This window comes from Mesorhizobium sp. CNPSo 4688 (assembly GCF_057784295.1).
Genome location: NZ_JBWLUY010000008.1, coordinates 64,497 through 85,682, shown reverse-complemented (window position 1 = coordinate 85,682; position 21,186 = coordinate 64,497). Strand labels below are relative to the sequence as shown.

The 21,186-nt window shown below is 63.8% G+C and carries 17 protein-coding genes and 1 pseudogene; 11 read left to right on the top strand and 7 right to left on the bottom strand.

Features of this window, described 5'->3' with window-relative positions; genetic code table 11:
• Positions 1–3: 3 nt before the first annotated feature.
• A complete protein-coding gene (locus tag AC04SH_RS16410) occupies positions 4–1,776 on the bottom strand; it encodes a type I secretion system permease/ATPase (protein WP_488575796.1) in 1,773 nt (590 codons plus the stop codon).
• Positions 1,777–3,201 (bottom strand): endo-1,3-1,4-beta-glycanase EglC, encoded by a 1,425-nt coding sequence (gene eglC, locus AC04SH_RS16405; protein ID WP_488575795.1) that lies wholly within the window; start codon positions 3,199–3,201, stop codon positions 1,777–1,779. It abuts the gene before it with no gap.
• A gap of 417 nt (positions 3,202–3,618) precedes the next feature.
• Between eglC and AC04SH_RS16400 the strand changes: the two genes are divergently transcribed.
• Positions 3,619–4,062 carry an SRPBCC family protein gene (locus AC04SH_RS16400; protein ID WP_488575794.1) on the top strand — a complete coding sequence of 148 codons (444 nt, stop codon included), beginning with the start codon at positions 3,619–3,621 and terminating at the stop codon, positions 4,060–4,062.
• 78 nt (positions 4,063–4,140) lie between these two features.
• On the opposite strand, the gene AC04SH_RS16395 is transcribed toward AC04SH_RS16400, so the two are convergent.
• The 3 genes and pseudogenes from AC04SH_RS16395 to AC04SH_RS16385 all read right to left on the bottom strand — a co-directional run bounded on the left by AC04SH_RS16395 (position 4,141) and on the right by AC04SH_RS16385 (position 7,532).
• A complete protein-coding gene (locus AC04SH_RS16395; RefSeq protein WP_488575793.1) occupies positions 4,141–5,106 on the bottom strand; it encodes a hypothetical protein in 966 nt (321 codons plus the stop codon).
• Between the two features lie 144 nt (positions 5,107–5,250).
• A complete protein-coding gene (locus AC04SH_RS16390; RefSeq protein ID WP_488575792.1) occupies positions 5,251–6,753 on the bottom strand; it encodes a helicase HerA domain-containing protein in 1,503 nt (500 codons plus the stop codon).
• Positions 6,754–6,889: 136 nt separating this feature from the next.
• A pseudogene (locus tag AC04SH_RS16385) lies at positions 6,890–7,532 on the bottom strand (glutathione S-transferase family protein).
• A gap of 152 nt (positions 7,533–7,684) precedes the next feature.
• On the opposite strand from AC04SH_RS16385, the gene AC04SH_RS16380 reads away from it, so the two are divergent.
• A complete protein-coding gene (locus tag AC04SH_RS16380) occupies positions 7,685–7,915 on the top strand; it encodes a hypothetical protein (protein WP_477233234.1) in 231 nt (76 codons plus the stop codon).
• Positions 7,916–8,067: 152 nt separating this feature from the next.
• Complete coding sequence (locus tag AC04SH_RS16375; protein WP_488575791.1) at positions 8,068–8,322, top strand: DUF982 domain-containing protein; 255 nt, start codon at positions 8,068–8,070, stop codon at positions 8,320–8,322.
• Between the two features lie 24 nt (positions 8,323–8,346).
• Here the strand turns inward: AC04SH_RS16375 and AC04SH_RS16370 are convergent, their stop codons facing one another.
• A complete protein-coding gene (locus AC04SH_RS16370; RefSeq protein WP_488575790.1) occupies positions 8,347–8,832 on the bottom strand; it encodes a hypothetical protein in 486 nt (161 codons plus the stop codon).
• A 187-nt stretch (positions 8,833–9,019) separates the two neighbouring features.
• Between AC04SH_RS16370 and AC04SH_RS16365 the strand changes: the two genes are divergently transcribed.
• On the top strand, positions 9,020–9,385 hold the full coding sequence (locus AC04SH_RS16365; RefSeq protein WP_488575789.1) for a RidA family protein: 366 nt from the start codon (positions 9,020–9,022) through the stop codon (positions 9,383–9,385).
• A gap of 29 nt (positions 9,386–9,414) precedes the next feature.
• Positions 9,415–10,641 (top strand): amidohydrolase/deacetylase family metallohydrolase, encoded by a 1,227-nt coding sequence (locus AC04SH_RS16360; protein WP_488575788.1) that lies wholly within the window; start codon positions 9,415–9,417, stop codon positions 10,639–10,641.
• A 135-nt stretch (positions 10,642–10,776) separates the two neighbouring features.
• Here AC04SH_RS16360 and AC04SH_RS16355 read toward each other — a convergent pair whose 3' ends face one another.
• Positions 10,777–12,582, bottom strand: coding sequence for an NAD(P)/FAD-dependent oxidoreductase (locus AC04SH_RS16355; protein ID WP_488575787.1), 1,806 nt, complete (start codon positions 12,580–12,582; stop codon positions 10,777–10,779).
• Positions 12,583–12,983: 401 nt separating this feature from the next.
• On the opposite strand from AC04SH_RS16355, the gene AC04SH_RS16350 reads away from it, so the two are divergent.
• From AC04SH_RS16350 to AC04SH_RS16325, 6 genes are all read left to right on the top strand, one after another.
• Positions 12,984–13,073: a K(+)-transporting ATPase subunit F gene (locus tag AC04SH_RS16350; RefSeq protein ID WP_023669708.1), complete on the top strand. Its 90-nt coding sequence runs from the start codon at positions 12,984–12,986 to the stop codon at positions 13,071–13,073.
• A 24-nt stretch (positions 13,074–13,097) separates the two neighbouring features.
• The gene (kdpA, locus tag AC04SH_RS16345; protein ID WP_488575786.1) at positions 13,098–14,801 is read left to right on the top strand and encodes a potassium-transporting ATPase subunit KdpA; all 1,704 of its coding nucleotides are present in this window, start codon (positions 13,098–13,100) and stop codon (positions 14,799–14,801) included.
• Between the two features lie 220 nt (positions 14,802–15,021).
• Positions 15,022–17,115 (top strand): potassium-transporting ATPase subunit KdpB, encoded by a 2,094-nt coding sequence (gene kdpB, locus AC04SH_RS16340; RefSeq protein WP_488575785.1) that lies wholly within the window; start codon positions 15,022–15,024, stop codon positions 17,113–17,115.
• Positions 17,116–17,127: 12 nt separating this feature from the next.
• Positions 17,128–17,691, top strand: a complete 564-nt coding sequence (gene kdpC, locus AC04SH_RS16335; protein ID WP_477233242.1) for a potassium-transporting ATPase subunit KdpC — start codon at positions 17,128–17,130, stop codon at positions 17,689–17,691.
• A gap of 67 nt (positions 17,692–17,758) precedes the next feature.
• Positions 17,759–20,494: a DUF4118 domain-containing protein gene (locus AC04SH_RS16330; RefSeq protein WP_488575784.1), complete on the top strand. Its 2,736-nt coding sequence runs from the start codon at positions 17,759–17,761 to the stop codon at positions 20,492–20,494.
• Positions 20,491–21,183 carry a response regulator transcription factor gene (locus AC04SH_RS16325; RefSeq protein ID WP_488575783.1) on the top strand — a complete coding sequence of 231 codons (693 nt, stop codon included), beginning with the start codon at positions 20,491–20,493 and terminating at the stop codon, positions 21,181–21,183. Before AC04SH_RS16330 ends, AC04SH_RS16325 begins: the two co-directional genes overlap by 4 nt.
• Positions 21,184–21,186 lie beyond the last annotated feature (3 nt).

The window sequence follows — 21,186 nt, the reverse complement described above, 5'->3', positions numbered from 1 at the left end:
CGTCTATGATCCGAAGCGGACGCTGTGCGGGCGCACGGTCGGCACGAACGAGCCTGTCACCACCGCGCTCCCGGCAACGCCCTTGCCGGCCGCCGATTGCCGCAGCACCTCGCTCGCGGGGCCGAAGGCTTCGATCGCGCCGTTGCGCAGGACCATCACGCGGTCGCAGGCCGCCGCGATCGACGGGCGATGCGTGATCACCAGCACCGTGACGCCGGCGCCGCGCGCGGCCGACAGCATCACCTCGAGCGCCGTTTCGCCACTGCCGTCAAGATGGGCGTTGGGCTCGTCCAATACCAGCATGCGTGGCTTGCCGTAGAAGGCGCGCGCCAGCCCGATCCGCTGCCGCTCGCCGCCCGACAGCACGGTGTGCGACGGGCCCATCATGGTCTGATAGCCGTCGCGCAGCGTAAGCACCAACTCATGCGCCTCGGCATGCCTGGCCGCTTCGACGATCGCGGCATCATCGGCGGCGGGGTCGAAGCGGGCGACATTTTGCGCGATCGATCCGGGGAAAAGTTCGACCTCCTGCGGGAGATAGCCGATATGCCTGCCAAGCTGGGTTTCGTCCCAGCTCCTCAGGTCGGCGCCGTCGATCCTGACCGCGCCGCCGGTCGGCTGCAGTGCCCCGACAAGCAGTTTCGCCAGCGTCGATTTGCCGGCGCCGCTCGGGCCGACGATCGCCACCGCTTCACCGGCGCCGATGGCAAAATTCAGCCGCTTCAGGATGGGCTCCGTGCCGAAAGCCGCATTCGGCGCGATGAAGAACAGATCCTGCACCGAAATCGCGCCAGAAGGATCGGGCAGAGCAAGCTTGCGCGCTTGCGCCGGTTGCGCCGCAAGCACGGTGTCCAACCGCCTCCAGCATCGCCTGGCGTCGACGATCTGCCGCCATGATCCGATCAATTGGTCGAGCGGCTGCAGCGCGCGCGACGACACCAGCGAGGACGCGAAGATCATGCCGGCGGTCATCTGCCCTTGCAGCACCAGCCACGCGCCGGCGCCGAGGATCGCCAGCTGCAGCATCATGCGCAGCGACCGCGATGTCGCGCTGAAGATGGCGTTGGCGCTTCCGGAACGGTCGTGCAGGGTCAGCGCTTCAGCGACGTGCTGCCCCCAAATCGCGGCCGCATTTTGCACCATGCCCATGGCGCGCAGCGTGTCCTTGTTGCGGGCAAAGGCCTGCTCCGCCTGGCTGGCAACGGCCGAGCGTTCCGCCGACATGGCATCGTTCCTGCCGATGGCAGACTGGTTGGCCACGACGAGGAGAAACAGAAGCGCGGCACCGGCGAGCGTCAGCCAGAACAGGACGGGATGGATGAAATAGAGTAAGGCGAGGAAGACGGGAGCAAACGGCAGGTCGAACAGCACCGCCACGCCGCGTGACCTGATGAAGGCGCAGGCCGTGGCAAGGTCGTTCAGCGGCGACAGCGCACCGCCGGCATATCTGGCGCCAAGCGAGGCAGCGAATGTCCGCGCGCCCAGTTTCTGGTCGACGGTAGCCGCAACACGCTGCGCGTAAATAGCGCGAACCGCATCCAGCAGGCCGAGGAAGGCGAGCGCGACGACCGCCATGGCCGAGAGATAAATCAGCGTCTCGACGCTGGAGGACGGCAGCACCCGTTCATAGACCTGCAGCAGATAGAGCGGAATCACCAGAAGCAGGATGTTGATCAGCAACGAGAAGACGCCAATATCGGCGACGGCGCGCAGGAAGACCGGGCGCAGGCCGGGCCGGATGGCCGCATCCCTCAGCGGCGCGCGGTCCCGCGACATCTAGACCGCGTGCTCGCCTGTTGCGCTCAGATGGCTCTGCTGCAAATCGTTCAGCGTATAGGCGTGGATATAGTCAATCTTCATCTGCGCGGGCGTGGCGAGATGGTCGGGCGGCGCGCCGGCTTGACCGCCGATCGCAAGGTCGACCAGCATATACATGGGCTTGTTCATATCGGACGGCGTCGCCGCTTCCGCGACCTGGACACCATCATAGGTCCAGACCAGCTTGTCCGGCGCCCACAAAAGGCCATAGGTGTGGAAGCCGGCGGTGTCCGAGACATTCACCGTCGACCCGACCGTGGTGTGCTGCCCTGTCGCATTCGTGTGCGCGGTCATCAGAAGCTGGTTCGGGTTCTGGCCGTACATTTCCACGACGTCCAGCTCCGGCGGCCATGAGCCGTCTTCCGGCAACAGCCAGAAAGCCGGCCAGGCCCCGGTGTTTTCGGGCAGGTCGGCCCGCATTTCGAAATAGCCATAGGTCTGCGAGAAGGAGTCGTGTGTGGTCAGGAGCCCGGAGGTGTATTCGTAGTTGTTGATCAGCGGCTTGATGTCCGCCGGCGTCTGCGCCGCGGTGATGGTGAGAACGCCGCTTGCCACACTGAACGGATGGACCGAGCTCGTCGGCGCGTAATTGGCGTCGATATACCACTGCAGCTCGTTGTTCTGGGTCAACGTGCTGCCGTTCGGCGCGCCCCACCAGAAGTTCGTGTCCCACGTGCCGCCCTGGCTATTGTGAAGGCTCAGCGTGTTGAAGTCGTCGGAGAACGACAGCGTCATGCCGGACTTGTCGATCGGCAGCTCGAACTGGCCGGGCTGCAGCTTGTCGATGGTGGTGTTGTTGAACACCAGCACCTCGTCGGATCCGAGGGTCAGCGCAACGTTCGCTCCCGCCTGCGTCATATGCGCCTTGACGGCGTCGAACGACATGAAGTCGTAGCCATTGAGGCGAATGGTGTCGTCCGCGCCGAAATCGGTAATCAGGTCGCTGCCGTGGCCCTTGGTGATGATGAAAGTGTCAGCGCCGCCACCGCCGATCAGCACGTCGTTACCCAGGCCGCCGTCGAACGTCTGGCTGCTGGTGCCGCCCTTGATGATGTTGTCGAGCGAATTTCCGAACGCGTAGTGATTGGCGCCGGTGACGACGAGGTTCTCGAAATTGTCGGGGAGCTTGTAGCTCATCCAAGTGTCGATCGTGTCGATACCCTCGCCGGGCAGCTCGACCGCTTTGTTGATCGTCGAATAGAGGTGGTAATAATCGTCGCCCGCGCCGCCATACATGGTGACCTTGACGCTGGTGTCGCCCCAGAAGGAATCGTTGCCCGAAGTGCCGTAGAGCTGCGGCCCGGCCCCGGTCGCCGAAAACCAGTGGGTGGAAGCCCCGGTGTAGGGAAGCGGAATGCCTTTGGCGTTGAGGACGGTGCTCATTCGGACACTCCTTGCGCGTGCTGCCTTGGCCGCTCGACAACCTTCGAGCGATCACCTCGGATCAACGTTTAGATTAATTCCTGGCTCCAGGGAATCATCCTATAGTACACGAAGAAGATCGTCACTCGTGAAAATATATCAAGCTGAGTATAATAAGACACCTCTAATACAATTTAAGGGTGAGACTTGATAAATTTTAATAAATATTGTGAAATTTGTGCCGAAAGATTAGGCAAATTGTCGATGATGCATGCAATTCGTCGCGCTGCGGCTGCATGATCGAAGCAGCGCTCCGAAATCGCGGGATGGATGGTCGCAGGCAACGGGCCCAAGAAATTTGACAGGCTGTGTCGGACCGGGTGAAGTCCACCCGTCCTTGAGGCATCGACCAACGAAACCACAAAGGATACCGAGGACATGCCAAGCACCGTACGTTTGCACCGCGTTCTGACGACCAGCCCGGAGAAGGTCTACCGCGCGTTCACTGAAGCCGATGCACTGGCGAAATGGCTTCCGCCTAACGGTTTTACCTGCACGGTTCATCACTTCGAGGCGAAAGTCGGCGGCACTTTCAAGATGTCGTTCCGCAACTTTACCACGGGCGGCAGCCACGCCTTCGGCGGTGAATATCTCGAGCTCGTTCCCGGCGAACGCCTGCGCTACACTGACAGGTTCGACGATCCCAACCTGCCCGGCGAGATCATGGTGACCGTGACCTTGAAGAAAGTGTCGGTCGGCACGGAACTCGATATCACGCAGGCAGGCATTCCGGACGCCATTCCGGCCGAGGCTTGCTATCTGGGCTGGCAGGAATCGCTGCGCAACCTGGCAAAGCTCGTCGAACCCGAGATCAATCAGTAGAGCTACCCACCCCATCGCAATCGACGGCGGCGCGGCCCAGCCCGCGCCGCGACAATGCCGAGCCGAGCTCTCATCGCCTCACGGCCCGCTGCAGATCGGCAGCGGCTGCGGCGGCGGTGGCGGGTTGTCCTTCTTGTATTGCACGATGATCGGCTCGAGGCGCTGGCGCGGCCAGAATTTCGGCTTGCCGATCTCCTTCAGGCAGGACGCGTTCCAGTAGGCGCCGGCTTTGCCGACGGCGGCGATGTCGCGCGATTCCGGGTAGATGTAGAGCGTCGTCGGATTGCCCTTCACCATCGAAATGATCTGGTCGGCATCGGCCGGCGACCAGCTGGTGCAGCCATTGCTGCGGCCGCCGGCATAGTCGACCAGCTTGCCGTAGGGCACAAAGCCGTCATGGTCGGCGTAGGAGCTGTTCGACTTCTTGCGCAGGCACATGCCGCGCAACAGCCGCGCCGCATGGCCGCCGATCACACGCTGCCTGGCATTCGCCGTCTCACCCTCGCCGTCGAACTGTATAAAGGTGCGTTGCAGAATCTGATCCTGCTTCGCGCCGACGCGATAGAAACCCTTGAATGACGTTTTTGCTTCGCTGGTCATATAGGCGCCGCCCATCGTCAAGGACGAGTCCAGGGCATTGCCGAAGTTTTTCGCACAGCGTTTCCCGTTGGAGAAATCGACGACGCCCTTCAGATTGCGGCCGCCGCCATGCCCTGACGAAATCGCACGAAACGACTGCTTGGCTTCGCAGATGACGTAGTAGCGCCGCCCCAATGCACCGCCGCCGAGATCGCCCGGACGCGTCGCATCCATGGCGAAATAGCAGCCATTGTGGACAGCGCCCTGAGACACCTTCTCCTGATAAAGCGCGCGCGCCCGTTCCAGCACCACTTGAGAGATTTCGCCGTCGCCATCGCCGACATGGGCCTGCAACCATGCCGGGATATCGGAGGACGCGGCAAACGACCGGGCCGACACCGTGATCGCAATGACGGCAACGGCAAGGATGCCGAGGACAAAGACAGCCAGAAATTTCAACCGCACCCCGACAACCCTCCCGCCCCAACCGTTCTGCGATTCTCAGAAAGCCATCATAATTCGCCGCGCACCGATCGGCGAAACACATCTTGTTCAGAACCGCCTACATAAGCGATGTGCTACGCCCGCGAGCGACCGTCATGGCGTGCCTCACAGTGCCAAACTGCCCTGCTCCGCCTCCACGGCATTGGGGTCGCCGGGCGCCGTTGCCCAGGCGAGTTCGACCAGCGTCACCGTGCGGCGGCCGGTGCCGTCGAGCTGGCAGACGATGAGACCCTGCTCCTCGATATAGGTGAGCAGCCGCCTGGCGCGGCGCAGCGAGTGCGAACCGTAGGCGCGCGCGATCGCCGCGTCGCTCGGGCACGGCCAGCCCTCCTTGGCGGCGCGCGCGATCATCATGAACACGCCCTGCATGTCCTCGGGCAGCAGCGAGGCGCGCACCGAGACATCCTGCCAGGCGTCGTCGCCTGCCATGTCGGCGCCGAGACCGGCGCGGGCGCGCGTCAGCATGCGGCGGAATTCGGAGAGGTCCGGCACCACCGAAGCAAGCCCTTCGATGCGGCAGCGGACCACGAACTCCTGATAGAGCACGCCGATGACGCGAAAGCCCGCATCGGGCTGCGCCAGGATGGCGCGCAGGACACGGTCCACCCGCTCTCGCCGCTCGGCCAGATCCTCGGCGCTTACCGCCGGCTCCGCCGGTTCGGGGCGGATCTCCAGCGCCGCAGACTTGGCCGCCATCAGCTGGTCGAGCAGGTCGGGCGATGCCACCCGGCGCGGTGCGCGCATCGTCTCGGGCGGCGGCGCCGCGAGGATGATCGCGCGGGCGTCCTCAAGTGCTGATTCCGGCATCGCCATCAGCCGCGGCGTCCCGTTGCGCGGACTTGTCTCGGTTTGGCCGATGCGCACGCCGAGCGGACGGCGTGACAGCGCCGGCCCGAGCGCCATGAAGTGCCCCCGCTCCAGGTCACGGAACGCCTCGGCCTGGCGCCGCTCCATGCCGAGAAGGTCGGCGGCGCGCGCCATGTCGATGTCGAGAAAGGTGCGGCCCATGAGGAAATTTGAGGCTTCCGCCGCGACATTCTTGGCGAGCTTGGCCAGCCGCTGGGTGGCGATGATGCCGGCAAGGCCGCGTTTGCGGCCACGACACATCAGATTGGTCATGGCGCCGAGCGAGAGCTTGCGCGCTTCGTCGGAAACCTCGCCGGCCACCGCCGGGGCGAACAGCTGCGCCTCGTCAACCACCACCAGCATCGGGTACCAGTGCTCGCGGGCGACTTCGAAGAGGCCGCCGAGAAAGGCAGCGGCGCGACGCATCTGGTTCTCGGCGTCGAGCCCTTCGAGATTGAGCACGGTGGAGACGCGGTGGATGCGCGCGCGCTCGCCGGCCGCCTGCAGGCCGCGCTCCGTATGCTCCTCGGCATCGATCACCAGATGGCCGTAATGGTCGCCCAGCGAGACGAAATCGCCTTCGGGATCAATGATGGTCTGCTGTACCCAGGGCGCGCTCTGCTCCAAGAGCCGGCGCAAAAGATGCGATTTGCCGGAGCCGGAATTGCCCTGCACCAGAAGCCGGGTCGCCAGCAGCTCCTCAAGGTCGAGCGCTGCCGGCGCGCCCGCCGACGTCTGTCCCATCTCGATGGCTACGGTCATGTCGCGACTCTCCTTGAGGAGAGGGCTTATCAACCCGACCGCAAGCCGTCGAGCGCGCCGAGGCAACGGGCCCGGTGTTCCACACCTATGCTGCCAAAGCGCCACACTTGGCCGGCCTGGTCGGTTGAAAAGCTGGCTAGACCGGCTTCACCGGCGGCAAAAGCGGCGCATCCAGCCCGTCAAAGGGATCGCGCCAGGCGTCGATGGCCTCGAGCCGGCGATACCAACTGAGGACCGATGGATAATCATCCAACGGCAGGCCGGCGACATCGTTGAAGGGCAGGAACGTCGCCATGCGAAAATCGGCATAGGAAAGTGAGCTGCCGACCAGCCACTGCCGTTGGGACAGTTCGGCCTCGAGAATCCCTGCCGCCCTGTGAAACTCGCCCGTTCCTTCCTCGACCTTACCCTGGTCGATCGGGCCAAATCCCGTAGCGCTGCTTGGTGCCGCGCTCGAAATGCACGGTGTCGCGGGCCCTGACGAAATTCTCCTTGCCCCAGCTCAACCAGCGGATCATGTCGGGTTGGTCGTCGCCATTGCGCCAGAAATCCGAACCCGCCTCGCGCGACAGCAGTCAGGCTATGGCGTCGGCCTCCCAGAGGCTGCCGCCGGGCCATGCCAATGTCGGCAGGGTAAGATTGGGATTGAGCGGTCGGAACCGCTCGGCCTGCCCCGGCGCCATGGGTGCCGCGAACTCAAACTCGACCTTGACCCTGAGATGACGCGCCGTTGCAACCGCGAGGCGCGGATTGGGATTGCGGCTGAAGTACAGTTTCATGTTCGGGCCGGTTCCTGGACACTGTTGGCTCGACCTTATCAAACACGCAAACGTGCCCGCTCGGCAATCTGGTCGGACCACGATTCCGCTGGCGGAAATCGCCGTTCGGCGTATCATTCCTGCGGGTGAGGGTTCTTGGCAGGAGGAAGCCAATGAACGCAGTATCGAGCGTACCTGTCATCGATCTGACAGCTCAAAATCTTGTTTCCTCTGCGCTTTCCAAATTCCGCGCCGGCGATACCGTCTCGACCAGGGCGGCGCTCGACGCCATCCGCCGCATGGCTCCGACTTGCATCGACAGCGACGACGATCTGGTCGAACTGATCGTGATGGCGGCAATTGGTAAGACCATGGCGGTCGTATTCGACCACCGCAAGCAGTGACGCTGGAACGAAACGAGCATTACGCCGTTTCTGACGTCTTCAAGTTCGAGCAATTCCAGGAAAAGTGTGAGCGGCTTTCCCGGAAAAAGCGCGTAGCGCTTTCCCTTGGGAATTGCGTCAAAACAAAGGGTTGAGTTCCAGGAGTAGCGTCAATGCGTGATGAACAATTCGACGTTCCCGTGACCATCGAAAGCGAAGGCAGCGGCCTGACCGTTACCAGAACGGTCCAGGCAGCCTCCCTGCTGGTCGACGGATGGCCGGACGAAGAGCGCGGGCCAAAATACCGCTCCGCGTTGAAAGCGATGATGGATGCGATGGAGCAGCGCCGCGCGGTTGGCACGGCGCGCCGCGCCTTCACCGCCGCAGCCCGGGAAGCAAACATGTTCGTGCGCGAAGGCCGGCATTAGCCTACTGACGTTGCGGAGCGCGCCTCAGCTCCCCAGGGGGTGCGGCATGTAGCCGACGAAGCCGGCAATCTTCCAGCGCCCCGCCACTTTCCTGCAGAAATACAAGGTCTGCCATTTCAGCCTGTCGACCGTGCCGTCGGCCTTGGCCACCGAACCGTTGAACTTCTTGTGCAGCACCGCGCGATCGCCGTCGACATCGATGTCGCGCATATTGGTGACGCGAAACAGGGCTTCGCGCAGCGGCTCGGCGAATTTGGTCGCCGCCGTCTCCTTGGCCTGGCGCAGCCATTCGTCGCGATAGACGGCAAGGCTCGGGAATTGCAGCCGCCAGGCATCGGCATCGCTGAGGAAATGCGCGTGCATGCCGAAGAAACTTTCGGCGACGAAATCATCCTCGACCATCGACCAGTCCTGACCGATGAAGGCGTCGATGTCGCGCCGCACCAGCATTTCCCAGAGCGCGTGACGATCGGCATCGCCTTCCGGAAACGGGTTCTTGTCGAAGGTCATTTAAAAAATCTCCTGTCGGGAAATGCGACGCGCAAGATGCTGGCCGGGCCCTGATAAAGCAACACGCATCTGGAAAAATCTTGCTTTCCCAAAAGCCCCCTATGAGGATCATGGGGAGAGGCGTAGAGCGGTCGGCTGAAACGCAACCGCAGGCGTGATCCGCCCAAGTCTGAACAGGAGTTTTCCCTTGCCCAAGCAGTGTTTTGGAACATCGCATGTGCCGCTGTCGCCAGCGGTGCGCGCTGGCGATTTCGTCTATATCTCCGGCCAGGTGCCGGTCGACAGCGACCGCATCGTGGTCAAGGGCGGCATTACCGAACAGACCGAGCAGGTGCTGCAGAATGTGAAGGCAGCACTCGCACTGGCCGGCTGCACCATGGACGATGTCGTCAAGACCACCGTCTGGCTCGAGGACGCGCGCGATTTCGGCGCCTTCAACACCGTCTACGCCAAACATTTTCCCAGCAACCCGCCGGCTCGCACCACGGTCGAGTCGCGGCTGATGATTGACATCAAGATCGAGGTCGAAGCCGTCGCCTACCGGCCGGTTTGATCAGTAGATAAATACCAGCGGAGGCGCCGATGCAGTTCGATCTCCTGATCAAGGGCGGCCGCCTGATCGATCCAGCCTCCGGCCTGGACGCCGTGCGTGACGTCGCCATCGCCGATGGCCGCGTCGCGGCGATCGAAGCCGCCATCGATGCCGAGCATGCCACGCAGGTCGTCGACGCCCGGGACTGCATCGTCACGCCCGGCCTTATCGACCTGCACAGCCATGTCTACTGGGGCGGCACCTCGCTCGGCGTCGACGCCGACCGGCTGGCGGCCAAGAGCGGCACCACCACCTTCATCGACGCCGGCAGCGCCGGTGCGGGCAATTTCCTCGGCTTCCGCCGCCATGTCATCGAGCGCTCGAAGGTGCGCATCCTCGCCTATGTCAACATCTCTTTCGCCGGCATATTCGGCTTTTCGCAGACGGTGTCGGTCGGCGAATGCAGCGATCTGAGGCTCTGCGAGCCGCGCGAGACGGTGGCGGCGGTGCGAGAACACGCCGACGTCGTCGTCGGCGTCAAGGTGCGCTCCGGCAAGCATGCCGGCGGCACCAGCGGCATTGCGCCGGTGGATCTCGCGCTCGAAGCCGCCGACCAGGCCGGCCTGCCGCTGATGGCGCATATAGACGAGCCGCCGCCCGGCCGCTCCGAGGTGCTGCCACGCCTGCGCAAGGGCGATATCCTCACCCACTGCTTCCGCCCGTTCCCCAACGCACCGGTCTTCGCCTCCGGCGCCGTGCGGCCGGACATGTATCTGGCGCGCGAACGCGGCGTCATCTTCGACATCGGCCACGGCATGGGCTCGTTCGACTTCGCGGTGGCGAAAGCGATGCTGGCCGAGGGCCTGGCGCCCGACGTCATCTCCAGCGACGTGCATCTCTACTGTGTCGACGGTCCCGCCTTCGACATATTGGTCTGCATGTCGAAGCTGATGGCGCTCGGCATGCCGCTGGTCGAAGTGCTGCGCGCGGCGACGCAGCGCCCGGCCGAGGCGATCGCCAGGCCGGAGCTCGGCACGCTGAAGGTGGGCGGTGTCGGCGATGTCGCGGTGCTCAGGCTGCGCCGCGGCCGCTTCACCTTCGTCGACGCCGTCGGCGCAGCACTTGTCGCCGACCAGCGGCTAACTTCGGACGGCATCGCCATCGGCGGCGTCTGGTGGCCGAACGACGCCGGCGATTTCAATGAGACCGAGAGGTTCGAGCCGCACGCACCGCATACGCATGTCGAGGTTGCAGCCAGGCATTTCGGGCGTGGGTAATCTCCCCCCTTGAGGGGGAGATGGCCGGTAGGCCAGAGGGGGTCGGTTCGACCGGACGCGACCTGCTCGCTGCGGATGAAAGTCGGCGCTCCACGCGCGGCGACCCCCTCTGTCGCCGAAGGCGACATCTCCCCCTCAAGGGGGGAGATCAGCAGCGCCCGCATTACTCACCGCCCCATAAACCGGCGTCGCGATCCCCTCCATCCGCGCCTTGATCTGCAGCGCCACATATTTCGAATAAAACCGCGACAGCGCCAGATTACCGCCGTGGAACCATAGCGCCTCCTGCGCTGTCGGCTTCCACATGTTGCGCAATTCGCCTTGCCACGGTCCGGGATCGCCCTTGACGCCGGAGCCGAGGCCCCAGCATGGCCCGACCTTGTCGGCGACCTCGCGAGAGACGATGGCCGCCACCGTCTCGTTCATCGACTGATAGCCGGTGCACGAGATGATCGCATCGACCGCCAGCTCGCTGCCGTCGTCGAAGGCAATGCCGGTCGGCGTCAGCGATTTGATACCGAAGCCGCTCTTCACCTTGATCTCGCCATTGATGATCAGTTCGCAGGCGCCGACATCGATGTAGAAGCCGGAGCCGGTGCGGTAGGCTTTCATCAAAAGCCCGGTCTCGTCGTCGCCGAAATCGATGGCGAACCCTGAAGCGCGCAGCCGGTCGTAGAACGCCGCGTCGCGTTCCTTGATCACCTCGTAGAGGTCCCGCTGGCCCTTGGGCACCAGCGCGAATGGCGTCGAGGCGACGATCATGTCGGCTCTGTCGGTGGTGATGCCGCGCGCCAATGCGTTTTCCGAAAAGATCTCGAAGCCGACTTCCATCAGCGTGTCGGACTTCACCACCGTCGTCGGCGAACGCTGGATCATGGTGACGTCGGCGCCGCTCTCCCAGAGGTCGACGCTGACGTCATGGCCGGAGCTTGCCGCGCCGATGACCGCGACCTTTTTGCCGCGGAATTTCTCGCCGCTCGCATACTGGCTGGAATGCAAGAGCTCGCCCTTGAAAGTCTCGGCGCCGGGCAGTGCGATCTTCCGTGGCGGACCGTAGGCGCCGGTGGCAAAGACGATGTGCTTCGGCTTCAGCGTGATGTGTCGGCCGACACGGTCGACCACCACCGTCCATACCTTCTCGGCCTCGTCATAGCTGGCGCTGACGCATTTGGTGGCGACCCAGTAATTGACCTCCATCACCCTGGTATACATCTCCAGCCAGTCGCCCATCTTGTCCTTGGGCGTGAACACCGGCCAGTTCTCCGGGAACGGAATGTAGGGCAGATGGTCGTACCAGACCGGATCGTGCAGCACGAGCGAGCGGTAGCGGTTGCGCCAGGAATCGCCGGGACGCGCATTCTTCTCGATGATGATGGTGGGCACGCCGAGCTGCCTCAGCCGCGCGCCGAGCATGATGCCGCCCTGGCCGCCGCCGATGACCAGGCAATAGGGTTGCTCGGTGGCGCCGAGGTCGCGCGCCTCGCGCGCCCGCGCCTCCGCCCAGGTCTCGCGCTCAGGATCGGCCTTGTGGCGGATCCCCAGCGGCCGCGCCGGACCCTTTTGTTCCTCGAACCCCTTGAGCTCGCGCATCGCCGTGAACAAGGTCCGGCAGCGGCCATCCCGAAGCCGCAAGATCCCTTCGCCACGCGCGACAGAGGTTTCGAAGGTGAACCAGGCCTCGACAGTGCCCTCGTCCGAGGTCGCCTCGCTGGAGAGGGTCCAGTGTGAGGGCTTCGCTGTCGCCAGCGTCGCTTGCAGCATGTCGCGGATGGCGTCGCGGCCTTCCATGGTCGTGATGTTCCAGGTGAAGGTCAGAAGATCGCGCCAGTAGCAGTCGTCGACAAAGAGATTGGCGGCGGCCTCGGCGTCGTCAGCTTCCAGCGCCCGCGCAAGGGCGGAAAGCCATGTGGACGCCTGTTTCGATGGGGCCATGTCGAGCATCTGTTCTTCCTTGTTCTCCCGCTCTCATTGTTTCGAAAGACGGCGCCGCCGCAAGAGGCCGCAATATCAAGGCATCGGTTTTTGAGCGACCCGAAACCGAGCCATCCGCCGGAAATCTTTATAGGAATTTTATATCTTTCCTCCCGGCCCCGTCTCGAACCTTTATGGCGATCGGGTCCATATTCCACCACGAGCAAAACGCTCCGGCCGTCGGGACCGATCGAGGTACGGCGGGTCGTTCTCATGGAATTTCTGGCTCTCCAGCAGCTGGCGCCAAATACAAGCAGAAGCAAGGACCAATATAATGGACATTGTCGTCATCGGGATCGACGTTTTGTTTTTCGCTCTTTCCCTCGCCTACATCAAAGCCTGCGACGCGCTTTAAGCGGAAGGATCACACAATGCTTGTCGATTACATCCTCGGTGGCGGCGTAACCTTGTTCCTGCTCGTCTACCTGACATACGCCCTCGTTCGCCCAGAACGCTTCTGACGCAAGGCACGGAAAGCTATTCTCATGACTCTCAACGGATGGATACAGATCCTCGTCTATTGCGGGATCGTCGTTTTGCTGGTGAAGCCGCTCGGCGGCTACATGTATCGCGTCTTCAACGGCGATCGCACCTTTCTCTCGCCCATACTTGGCCCGGTTGAACGCGGCCTTTATCGCATCTCGGGAACCAGTGAACGCGAAGAGCAGCACTGGACGACCTATTCGGCAGGCATCATCTTCTTCAGCCTCGCCAGCTTTCTGGTGCTTTATGTCCTGCAGCGCCTGCAAGGTGTGCTGCCTTACAATCCGGCGGGCATGACCGCTGTCGAGCCCAACCTCGCCTTCAACACCGCCGTCAGCTTCGTCACCAACACCAACTGGCAGAATTACGGCGGCGAAAGCACGATGTCCTATCTCGTGCAGATGGCCGGTCTGACCGTGCAGAACTTCATGTCGGCGGCTGTCGGCGTCGCCATCGCGGTGGCGCTGATCCGCGGCTTCGCCCGGCACTCGGTCAAGTCGATCGGCAATTTCTGGGTCGATATGACCCGCTGCACGCTCTACATCCTGCTGCCGCTCTGCATCGTGCTCACCCTCGTCTATGTCTGGCTGGGCATACCGCAGACGCTGGGGCCGTATGTCGACGCCACCACGCTGGAAGGCGCCAAGCAGACGCTGGCGCTCGGCCCCGTTGCCTCGCAGGTCGCCATCAAGATGCTCGGCACCAATGGCGGCGGCTTCTTCAACGCCAATGCCGCGCATCCCTTCGAGAACCCGGATGCTATCTCCAACCTGATCCAGATGGTGACGATCTTCGCGTTGGGCGCGGCGCTGACCAACGTCTTCGGCCGTATGGTCGGCAACCAGCGCCAGGGCTGGGCGATCCTGGCCACGATGGGCGTGCTGTTCATCGCCGGCGTCGCCATCTGCTACTGGGCCGAAGCCGCCGGCAATCCGCTGGTTCACGCGCTTGGCATCGACGGCGGCAACATGGAAGGCAAGGAGAGCCGCTTCGGCATTGCCGCTTCGGCACTGTTCGCGGTCATCACCACGGCAGCAAGCTGCGGCGCCGTCAACGCCATGCATGACTCGTTCACCGCACTTGGCGGCCTGATCCCGATGGTCAACATGCAGCTCGGCGAGGTCATCGTCGGCGGAGTCGGCGCCGGCTTCTACGGCATCATGATGTTCATCATCGTCGCCGTCTTCGTTGCCGGCCTGATGGTCGGCCGCACGCCGGAATATCTCGGCAAGAAGATCGAGGCCAAGGAGGTCAAGATGGCGATGCTCGCCATCCTGTGCCTGCCGCTGGCAATGCTGACCTTCACGGCCATCGCCCTGGTGCTGCCTAGCGCCGTGGTCTCGATGGCCAATGGCGGGCCGCATGGCTTCTCCGAAGTTCTCTATGCCTACACGTCCGCCGCGGCCAACAACGGCTCGGCCTTCGGCGGCCTTTCCGGCAACACGCCCTGGTACAACATCACGCTCGGCATCACCATGCTGATGGGCCGCTTCCTGGTCATCATCCCGGCGCTGGCCATTGCCGGCTCGCTGGTGGCCAAGAAGACAGTGCCTGCCTCGGCCGGCACCTTCCCGACCGATGGTCCGCTGTTCGTCGGCCTGCTCGTCGGCGTCATCCTGATCGTCGTTGGCCTGACCTTCTTCCCGGCACTGGCGATCGGACCGATCGTCGAGCACCTGGCTGCCATCCACGGGCAGACCTTCTGAGGCTTGTCATGTCCTGGTTCAACCCAAAACGCAGGAAGGGCCGGCCGCGAGCCGGCACTGAGGAGGAGGAAACGCCCCCTCCCTTCCCCAGCGTGTCCACCTTCCTCGGCCTCGCGGCAGTCATGATCGTGATCTGGCTTCTGGCCTACAGGCCGCCGCATCTCTTCTCGGCATCCGATCGATCGGTGCCAGCCAACAGTTCAGATACTGGAGCCACCAAATGAGCCAGTCCAAATCCGCTGTCATCATGGATGCCAGCATCCTGTGGCCCGCCATCGGCGGCGCCTTCAGGAAGCTCGACCCGCGCACCCTGGTCAAGAACCCGGTGATGTTCGTCGTCGCCATCGTCTCACTGCTGACCACGGTCCTCTTCGTCAGGGATCGCTTCACTGGTGGCGGCGATTTCGGCTTCACCCTGCAGATCATCATCTGGCTGTGGTTCACCGTGCTGTTCGCCAACTTCGCCGAAGCCGTTGCCGAAGGCCGCGGCAAGGCGCAGGCAGACTCGCTGCGCAGGGCGCGCACCGAGACCCAGGCCAAGCTGCTTGCCGGCGAGGACCGCTCCAAATTCAAGCTGGTGCCCGGCACCAGCCTGAAGGTCGGCGACATCGTGCTGGTCGAAGCCGGCGACATCATCCCGTCCGACGGCGAAGTGATCGAAGGCGTGGCGTCGGTCAACGAGGCCGCGATCACCGGCGAGTCCGCACCCGTCATCCGCGAATCCGGCGGCGACCGTTCGGCCGTCACCGGTGGCACGCAGGTTCTGTCCGACTGGATCCGCGTGCGCATATCGGCCGCTTCCGGCCACACCTTCCTCGACCGCATGATCTCGCTGGTCGAAGGTGCCGCGCGCCAGAAGACACCGAACGAGATCGCGCTCAACATCCTGCTGGTCGGCATGACGCTGATCTTCGTGCTCGCCACCGCAACGATCCCGAGCTTTGCCTCCTATTCCGGCGGCTATATCTCGGTGACCGTGCTGGTCGCGCTGTTCGTCACCTTGATCCCGACCACCATCGGCGCCCTGCTGTCGGCCATCGGCATTGCCGGCATGGACCGCCTGGTGCGCTTCAACGTGCTGGCCATGTCGGGTCGTGCCGTGGAAGCCGCCGGCGACGTCGACACGCTGCTGCTCGACAAGACCGGCACCATCACGCTCGGCAACCGCCAGGCCACCGAATTCCGCCCGGTCAAAGGTGTGACCGAGCAGGAACTGGCCGATGCGGCGCAGTTGGCTTCGCTTGCCGACGAGACGCCTGAGGGTCGCTCGATCGTCGTGCTGGCCAAGGAGAAATACGCCATCCGCGCCCGCGACATGGCAACGCTGCACGCCACTTTCGTGCCCTTCACCGCGCAGACCCGCATGAGCGGCGTCGACGTCGATGGCTCGTCGGTGCGCAAGGGCGCGGTCGATTCGGTTCTCGCCTATGTCAACCAGTCGACATCGGCCACCCATGGCGCGCGCCCCGGCAGCGACACCGTCAGGGATCTCCAGGCGATCGCCGACGAGATTGGCAAGTCTGGCGGCACGCCGCTGGCGGTCGAGCGCGACGGGCGCCTGCTCGGCGTCGTCCACCTCAAGGACATCGTCAAGGGCGGCATCAGGGAGCGCTTCGCCGAGCTGCGCAAGATGGGCATCCGCACGGTGATGATCACCGGCGACAATCCGATGACGGCGGCGGCGATCGCGGCGGAAGCCGGCGTCGACGACTTCCTTGCCCAGGCAACGCCGGAGGACAAGCTGAAGCTGATCCGCGACGAACAGGCCAAGGGCAAGCTGGTCGCCATGTGCGGCGACGGTACCAACGACGCGCCCGCCCTTGCCCAGGCCGATGTCGGCGTCGCTATGAACACCGGCACGGTTGCCGCCCGCGAGGCCGGCAACATGGTCGACCTCGATAGCGATCCGACCAAGCTGATCGAGATCGTCGAGATCGGCAAGGCGCTGCTGATGACGCGCGGCTCGCTGACGACCTTCTCGATCGCCAACGACGTCGCCAAATATTTCGCCATCATCCCGGCGATGTTCGCCGTCTTCTACGTCGCGCCGGGGCATACCACCGGTCCGTTGCAGGCGCTCAACATCATGCACCTGGCGACGCCGCAGAGCGCCATCCTGTCGGCCATCATCTTCAATGCGCTGATCATCATCGCGCTGATCCCGCTGTCGCTGAAAGGCGTCAAATACCGCGCCATCGGCGCCGGCGCCCTGCTCAGCCGCAACCTGCTGGTTTACGGCCTCGGCGGCATCATCGTTCCCTTCGTCGGCATCAAGGCGATCGACATGATCGTCACCGGCCTCGGCCTCGCTTAAGGAAACACGTCCATGCTCACCCAGATACGACCCGCGATCATCATGATCGTCTTCTTCACTGTCCTGACCGGCCTGGTCTATCCCCTGGGGATGACCGGCATCGCCCAGGCGCTGTTTCCGCACCAGGCCAATGGCAGCCTGATCGAAAAGGACGGCAAGGTCGTCGGCTCCGAACTGATCGGCCAGGGCTTTGCCGGCGACAAATATTTCCATGGCCGCCCCTCGGCTGCCGGCGACGGCTACAACGCCACAGCCTCCAGCGGCTCCAACCTCGGCCCGACCAATCCCAAGCTGATTGACCGCATCAAGGGCGACGCCGACAAGCTGAAGGCGGAGAATCCGAACCAGCCGGTGCCGATGGACCTGGTCACCACCTCCGGCAGCGGCCTCGATCCCGATATCAGCCCTGAGGCCGCCTATTTCCAGGTCGCCAGGGTGGCCAAGGCCAGGGGCTTTGACGAAGCCAAGGTCAAGGCGCTTGTCGACAGCCATGTCGAAGGCCGCGAACTTGGCTTCCTCGGCGAACCGGTCGTCAATGTTCTGGCGCTCAACCTGGCGCTGGACGATACCAAGTGAGAGACAGTCTTTGAAGCCTAGTGCCGGGGATCGACAGCATCCCCGGCGCCGTTCATGATCGAGCCTGATGCCGGACGACAGAAGCAACGACAACAGACCCTCTCCGGACGCACTGCTCGAGCATGCGGAGCGGGAAGAGCGTGGCCGTCTGCGGATATTCCTGGGCGCGGCACCCGGCGTCGGCAAGACCTATGAGATGCTGATGGCCGGCCGCGCCAGGCTGGCCGACGGCGTCGACGTGGTGATCGGCATCGTCGAAACCCACGGCCGCAAGGAAACCCTGGCGCTGGTCGAAGGCTACGAGGTCATCCCACGCCAGAAGGTCAGCTACAAGGACCGCGTGCTGGACGAGATGGACATCGACGCCATCCTCACCCGCCGTCCGGCGCTGGTGCTTGTCGACGAGCTTGCCCACACCAATGCGCCAGGCAGCCGCCACCCCAAGCGTTATCTCGACGTCCAGGAACTCCTGGCACGCGGCATCGACGTCTACACCACGCTCAACATCCAGCATGTCGAGAGCCTGAACGACGTCGTGGCGCAGATCACTCGCGTACGAGTGCGCGAAACCGTCCCCGACTCCATCATCGACCAGGCTGACGACATCGAGATCATCGATCTCACCCCCGACGACCTGATCAAGCGGTTGAAGGAAGGCAAGGTCTATTTCCCCAACACCGCCCAGCGCGCGATCGAGAACTATTTCTCGCCCGGCAATCTGACGGCGCTTCGCGAACTGGCGCTGCGCCGCACCGCCCAGCGCGTCGATGAGCAGTTGCTCAACCACATGCAGTCGCACGCGATTCCTGGCCCGTGGGCGGCCGGCGAAAGGGTGCTTGTCTGCGTAGACTCGCGTCCGGGCGGAGCCTCCCGCATCCGCTATGCGCGCCGGCTGGCCGACCGGCTGCGCGCGCCCTGGACGGCACTGCATGTCGACACGCCGCGTTCGGCCACCATGTCCGAGAAGGACAAGGACCGGCTGGCGACGCTGCTGCGCCTGGCTGAGCAGCTCGGCGCCGAGGTGACGACCATTCCGGGCCAGAACGTTGCCCAGGACATCGTCCGCCACGCGACGGCCAACAATTTTACCCACATCGTCATCGGCAGGCCAACCCGGTCGCGCTGGCGCGAGCTGATCGAAGGCTCGCTCACCTACGATCTCATCCGCAATGCCGGCGACATCAGCGTCCATGTCATTTCGGGAACCGAGCACGGTAACGAGGCGGCCTCGCGGAACGTCAAGGCAGCGGACGAGCAGTGGCAGTTCGATGTCTGGCCCTATCTCAAGGCGACGGCCTTCGTTGCCGGCTCGCTCGGTTTCGCCGCCCTGCTCGACCAGTTTCTCGACGTTCGCAATCTCGCGATCATCTTTCTCATCGGCGTGCTGACATCGGCGGTGGCCGGTGGTCTGTGGCCGGCTCTATATGCCTGTGTGGCCAGCGCCCTTGCCTTCAACTTTTTTTTCCTCGAGCCGCGCTACACGCTCACCATCCGGGATCCGGAGAGCATTGTCGCGCTCGCCGTCTTCCTTGTCGTTGCCGTCATCGCCAGCAACCTGACGGCGCGCGTGCAGCGCCAGGCGGTCGCTGCCCGCTCACGCGCCCGGGCGACGGAGGATATCTACCTATTCTCCAAGAAGCTCGCCGGCGCCGGCACGCTCGACGACGTGCTGTGGGCCACCGCCTTCCAGATCGCCTCGATGCTGAAACTGCGCGTGGTGCTGCTGCTGCCAGAAGATGGCACGATCACCGTCAAGGCCGGCTATCCACCCGACGACACACTGGCCGAGGCCGACATCGCCGCCGCCCGCTGGGCCTGGGAGCACAACCGTGCCGCCGGCCGTGGCGCCGACACGCTGCCCGGCGCTAAGCGCCTCTATCTGCCCTTGCGGACAGGCCGCACCGCCATCGGCGTCGTCGGCCTCGACAACGACAAGCAAGGGCCGCTGCTGACGCCTGAGCAGCAGCGCTTGCTCGACGCGCTGGCCGACCAGGCGGCGGTCGCCATCGAGCGCATTCAGTTGGTCGCCGATGTCGACCGCGCCAATCTGGCGGCCGAGGCCGACCGGCTGCGCTCGGCGCTGCTGACCTCAATCTCCCATGATCTGAAGACGCCGCTTGCGGCCATCATGGGTGCTGCCGGCACACTGCGGGAATACGCGCCCTCATTGCCCGAGAGTGATCGAGCCGAGCTGCTGACCACCGTGCTCGACGAATCAGAGCGGCTGAACCGCTTCATCGCCAACCTGCTCGACATGACCAAGATCGAGTCCGGCGCCATGGAGCCGAATTTCGCTCTTCACTATGTCGGCGATGTCGTCGGCTCGGCCTTGCAGCGGGCGCGCAAGATCACTGCCGGGCACAAGACCGAGGTCGATATTCCGCCCGATCTGCCGATGCTGAAGCTCGATCCCGTCCTGTTCGAGCAGGCGCTGTTCAACCTTCTCGACAATGCTGCGAAATACGCGCCGCAGGGATCGACGATCCGGCTGCAGGGCTGGGTCGACAATGGCTCCGTCGCGCTGCAGGTCATGGATGAAGGTCCGGGCATTCCATCCGCCGACTTGGAGCGGATCTTCGACAGCTTCTACCGGGTGCGCAAGCGCGATCAGGTCCAGGCCGGCACCGGGCTCGGCCTGTCGATCTGCCGCGGCTTCATCGAAGCAATGGGCGGCACGATCACGGCGGCAAATCGCAGTGACCGCGCCGGTGCCGTCTTCACCATCCGCATGCCGAGACCGTCACAATCGCCCGGCATGGACGAACAAAGCGCGGACGGGCAAACATCCGGTGATCTGGCATGACAAATTCCAACGTCAGCATATTGGTGGTCGATGACGAGCCGCCGATTCGCAAACTGCTGCGCGTCGGCCTCGGCAGCCAGGGCTATGCGGTCAGCGAGGCGCCCAACGCCAGGGCGGCGATCGAGATCGTCGATACGCAAAAGCCGGATCTGATCCTACTCGATCTCGGCCTGCCCGGAATGGGCGGCCTCGATCTTTTGCGCAAATGGCGCGACGACGGGCTCGACGTCCCCGTGGTCATCCTGTCCAGCCGCACCGACGAGGCCGGCATCGTCGCCGCACTGGAACTGGGCGCCGACGATTACATCACCAAACCATTCGGCATGAACGAGCTGGTCGCCCGCATCCGCGTGGCGCTGCGCCACAAATTTCAGCAACAGGGCGAAAAGCCGGTCTTCAACACCGGCGATCTCAGCGTCGACCTGGTCAAGCGTATCGTCAAGGTCGAGGGCAAGGAGGTAAAACTCTCGCCGAAGGAATACGACATATTGCGTATTCTTGTGCAGCACGCCGGCAAGGTTCTCACCCACCATTTCCTGTTGAAGCAGGTTTGGGGCGATTCCACCGATGTGCAGTATCTCAGAGTCTATGTCCGCCAGCTCAGGCAGAAGATCGAAAAATCGCCCGACCAGCCGCGCTACATCACCACCGAGACCGGCGTGGGGTATCGGCTGCGCGAGGTTGAATGACCC

Bases quoted from the DNA above. Each gene is read 5' to 3' on its own strand.
- AC04SH_RS16410 (WP_488575796.1), bottom strand. From the start codon at position 1,776: ATGTCGCGGGACCGCGCGCCGCTGAGGGATGCGGCCATCCGGCCCGGC.
- eglC (WP_488575795.1), bottom strand. From the start codon at position 3,201: ATGAGCACCGTCCTCAACGCCAAAGGCATTCCGCTTCCCTACACCGGG.
- AC04SH_RS16400 (WP_488575794.1), top strand. From the start codon at position 3,619: ATGCCAAGCACCGTACGTTTGCACCGCGTTCTGACGACCAGCCCGGAG.
- AC04SH_RS16390 (WP_488575792.1), bottom strand. From the start codon at position 6,753: ATGACCGTAGCCATCGAGATGGGACAGACGTCGGCGGGCGCGCCGGCA.
- AC04SH_RS16380 (WP_477233234.1), top strand. From the start codon at position 7,685: ATGAACGCAGTATCGAGCGTACCTGTCATCGATCTGACAGCTCAAAAT.
- AC04SH_RS16375 (WP_488575791.1), top strand. From the start codon at position 8,068: ATGCGTGATGAACAATTCGACGTTCCCGTGACCATCGAAAGCGAAGGC.
- AC04SH_RS16370 (WP_488575790.1), bottom strand. From the start codon at position 8,832: ATGACCTTCGACAAGAACCCGTTTCCGGAAGGCGATGCCGATCGTCAC.
- AC04SH_RS16360 (WP_488575788.1), top strand. From the start codon at position 9,415: ATGCAGTTCGATCTCCTGATCAAGGGCGGCCGCCTGATCGATCCAGCC.
- AC04SH_RS16355 (WP_488575787.1), bottom strand. From the start codon at position 12,582: ATGCTCGACATGGCCCCATCGAAACAGGCGTCCACATGGCTTTCCGCC.
- AC04SH_RS16350 (WP_023669708.1), top strand. From the start codon at position 12,984: ATGCTTGTCGATTACATCCTCGGTGGCGGCGTAACCTTGTTCCTGCTC.
- kdpA (WP_488575786.1), top strand. From the start codon at position 13,098: ATGACTCTCAACGGATGGATACAGATCCTCGTCTATTGCGGGATCGTC.
- kdpB (WP_488575785.1), top strand. From the start codon at position 15,022: ATGAGCCAGTCCAAATCCGCTGTCATCATGGATGCCAGCATCCTGTGG.
- kdpC (WP_477233242.1), top strand. From the start codon at position 17,128: ATGCTCACCCAGATACGACCCGCGATCATCATGATCGTCTTCTTCACT.
- AC04SH_RS16330 (WP_488575784.1), top strand. From the start codon at position 17,759: ATGCCGGACGACAGAAGCAACGACAACAGACCCTCTCCGGACGCACTG.
- AC04SH_RS16325 (WP_488575783.1), top strand. From the start codon at position 20,491: ATGACAAATTCCAACGTCAGCATATTGGTGGTCGATGACGAGCCGCCG.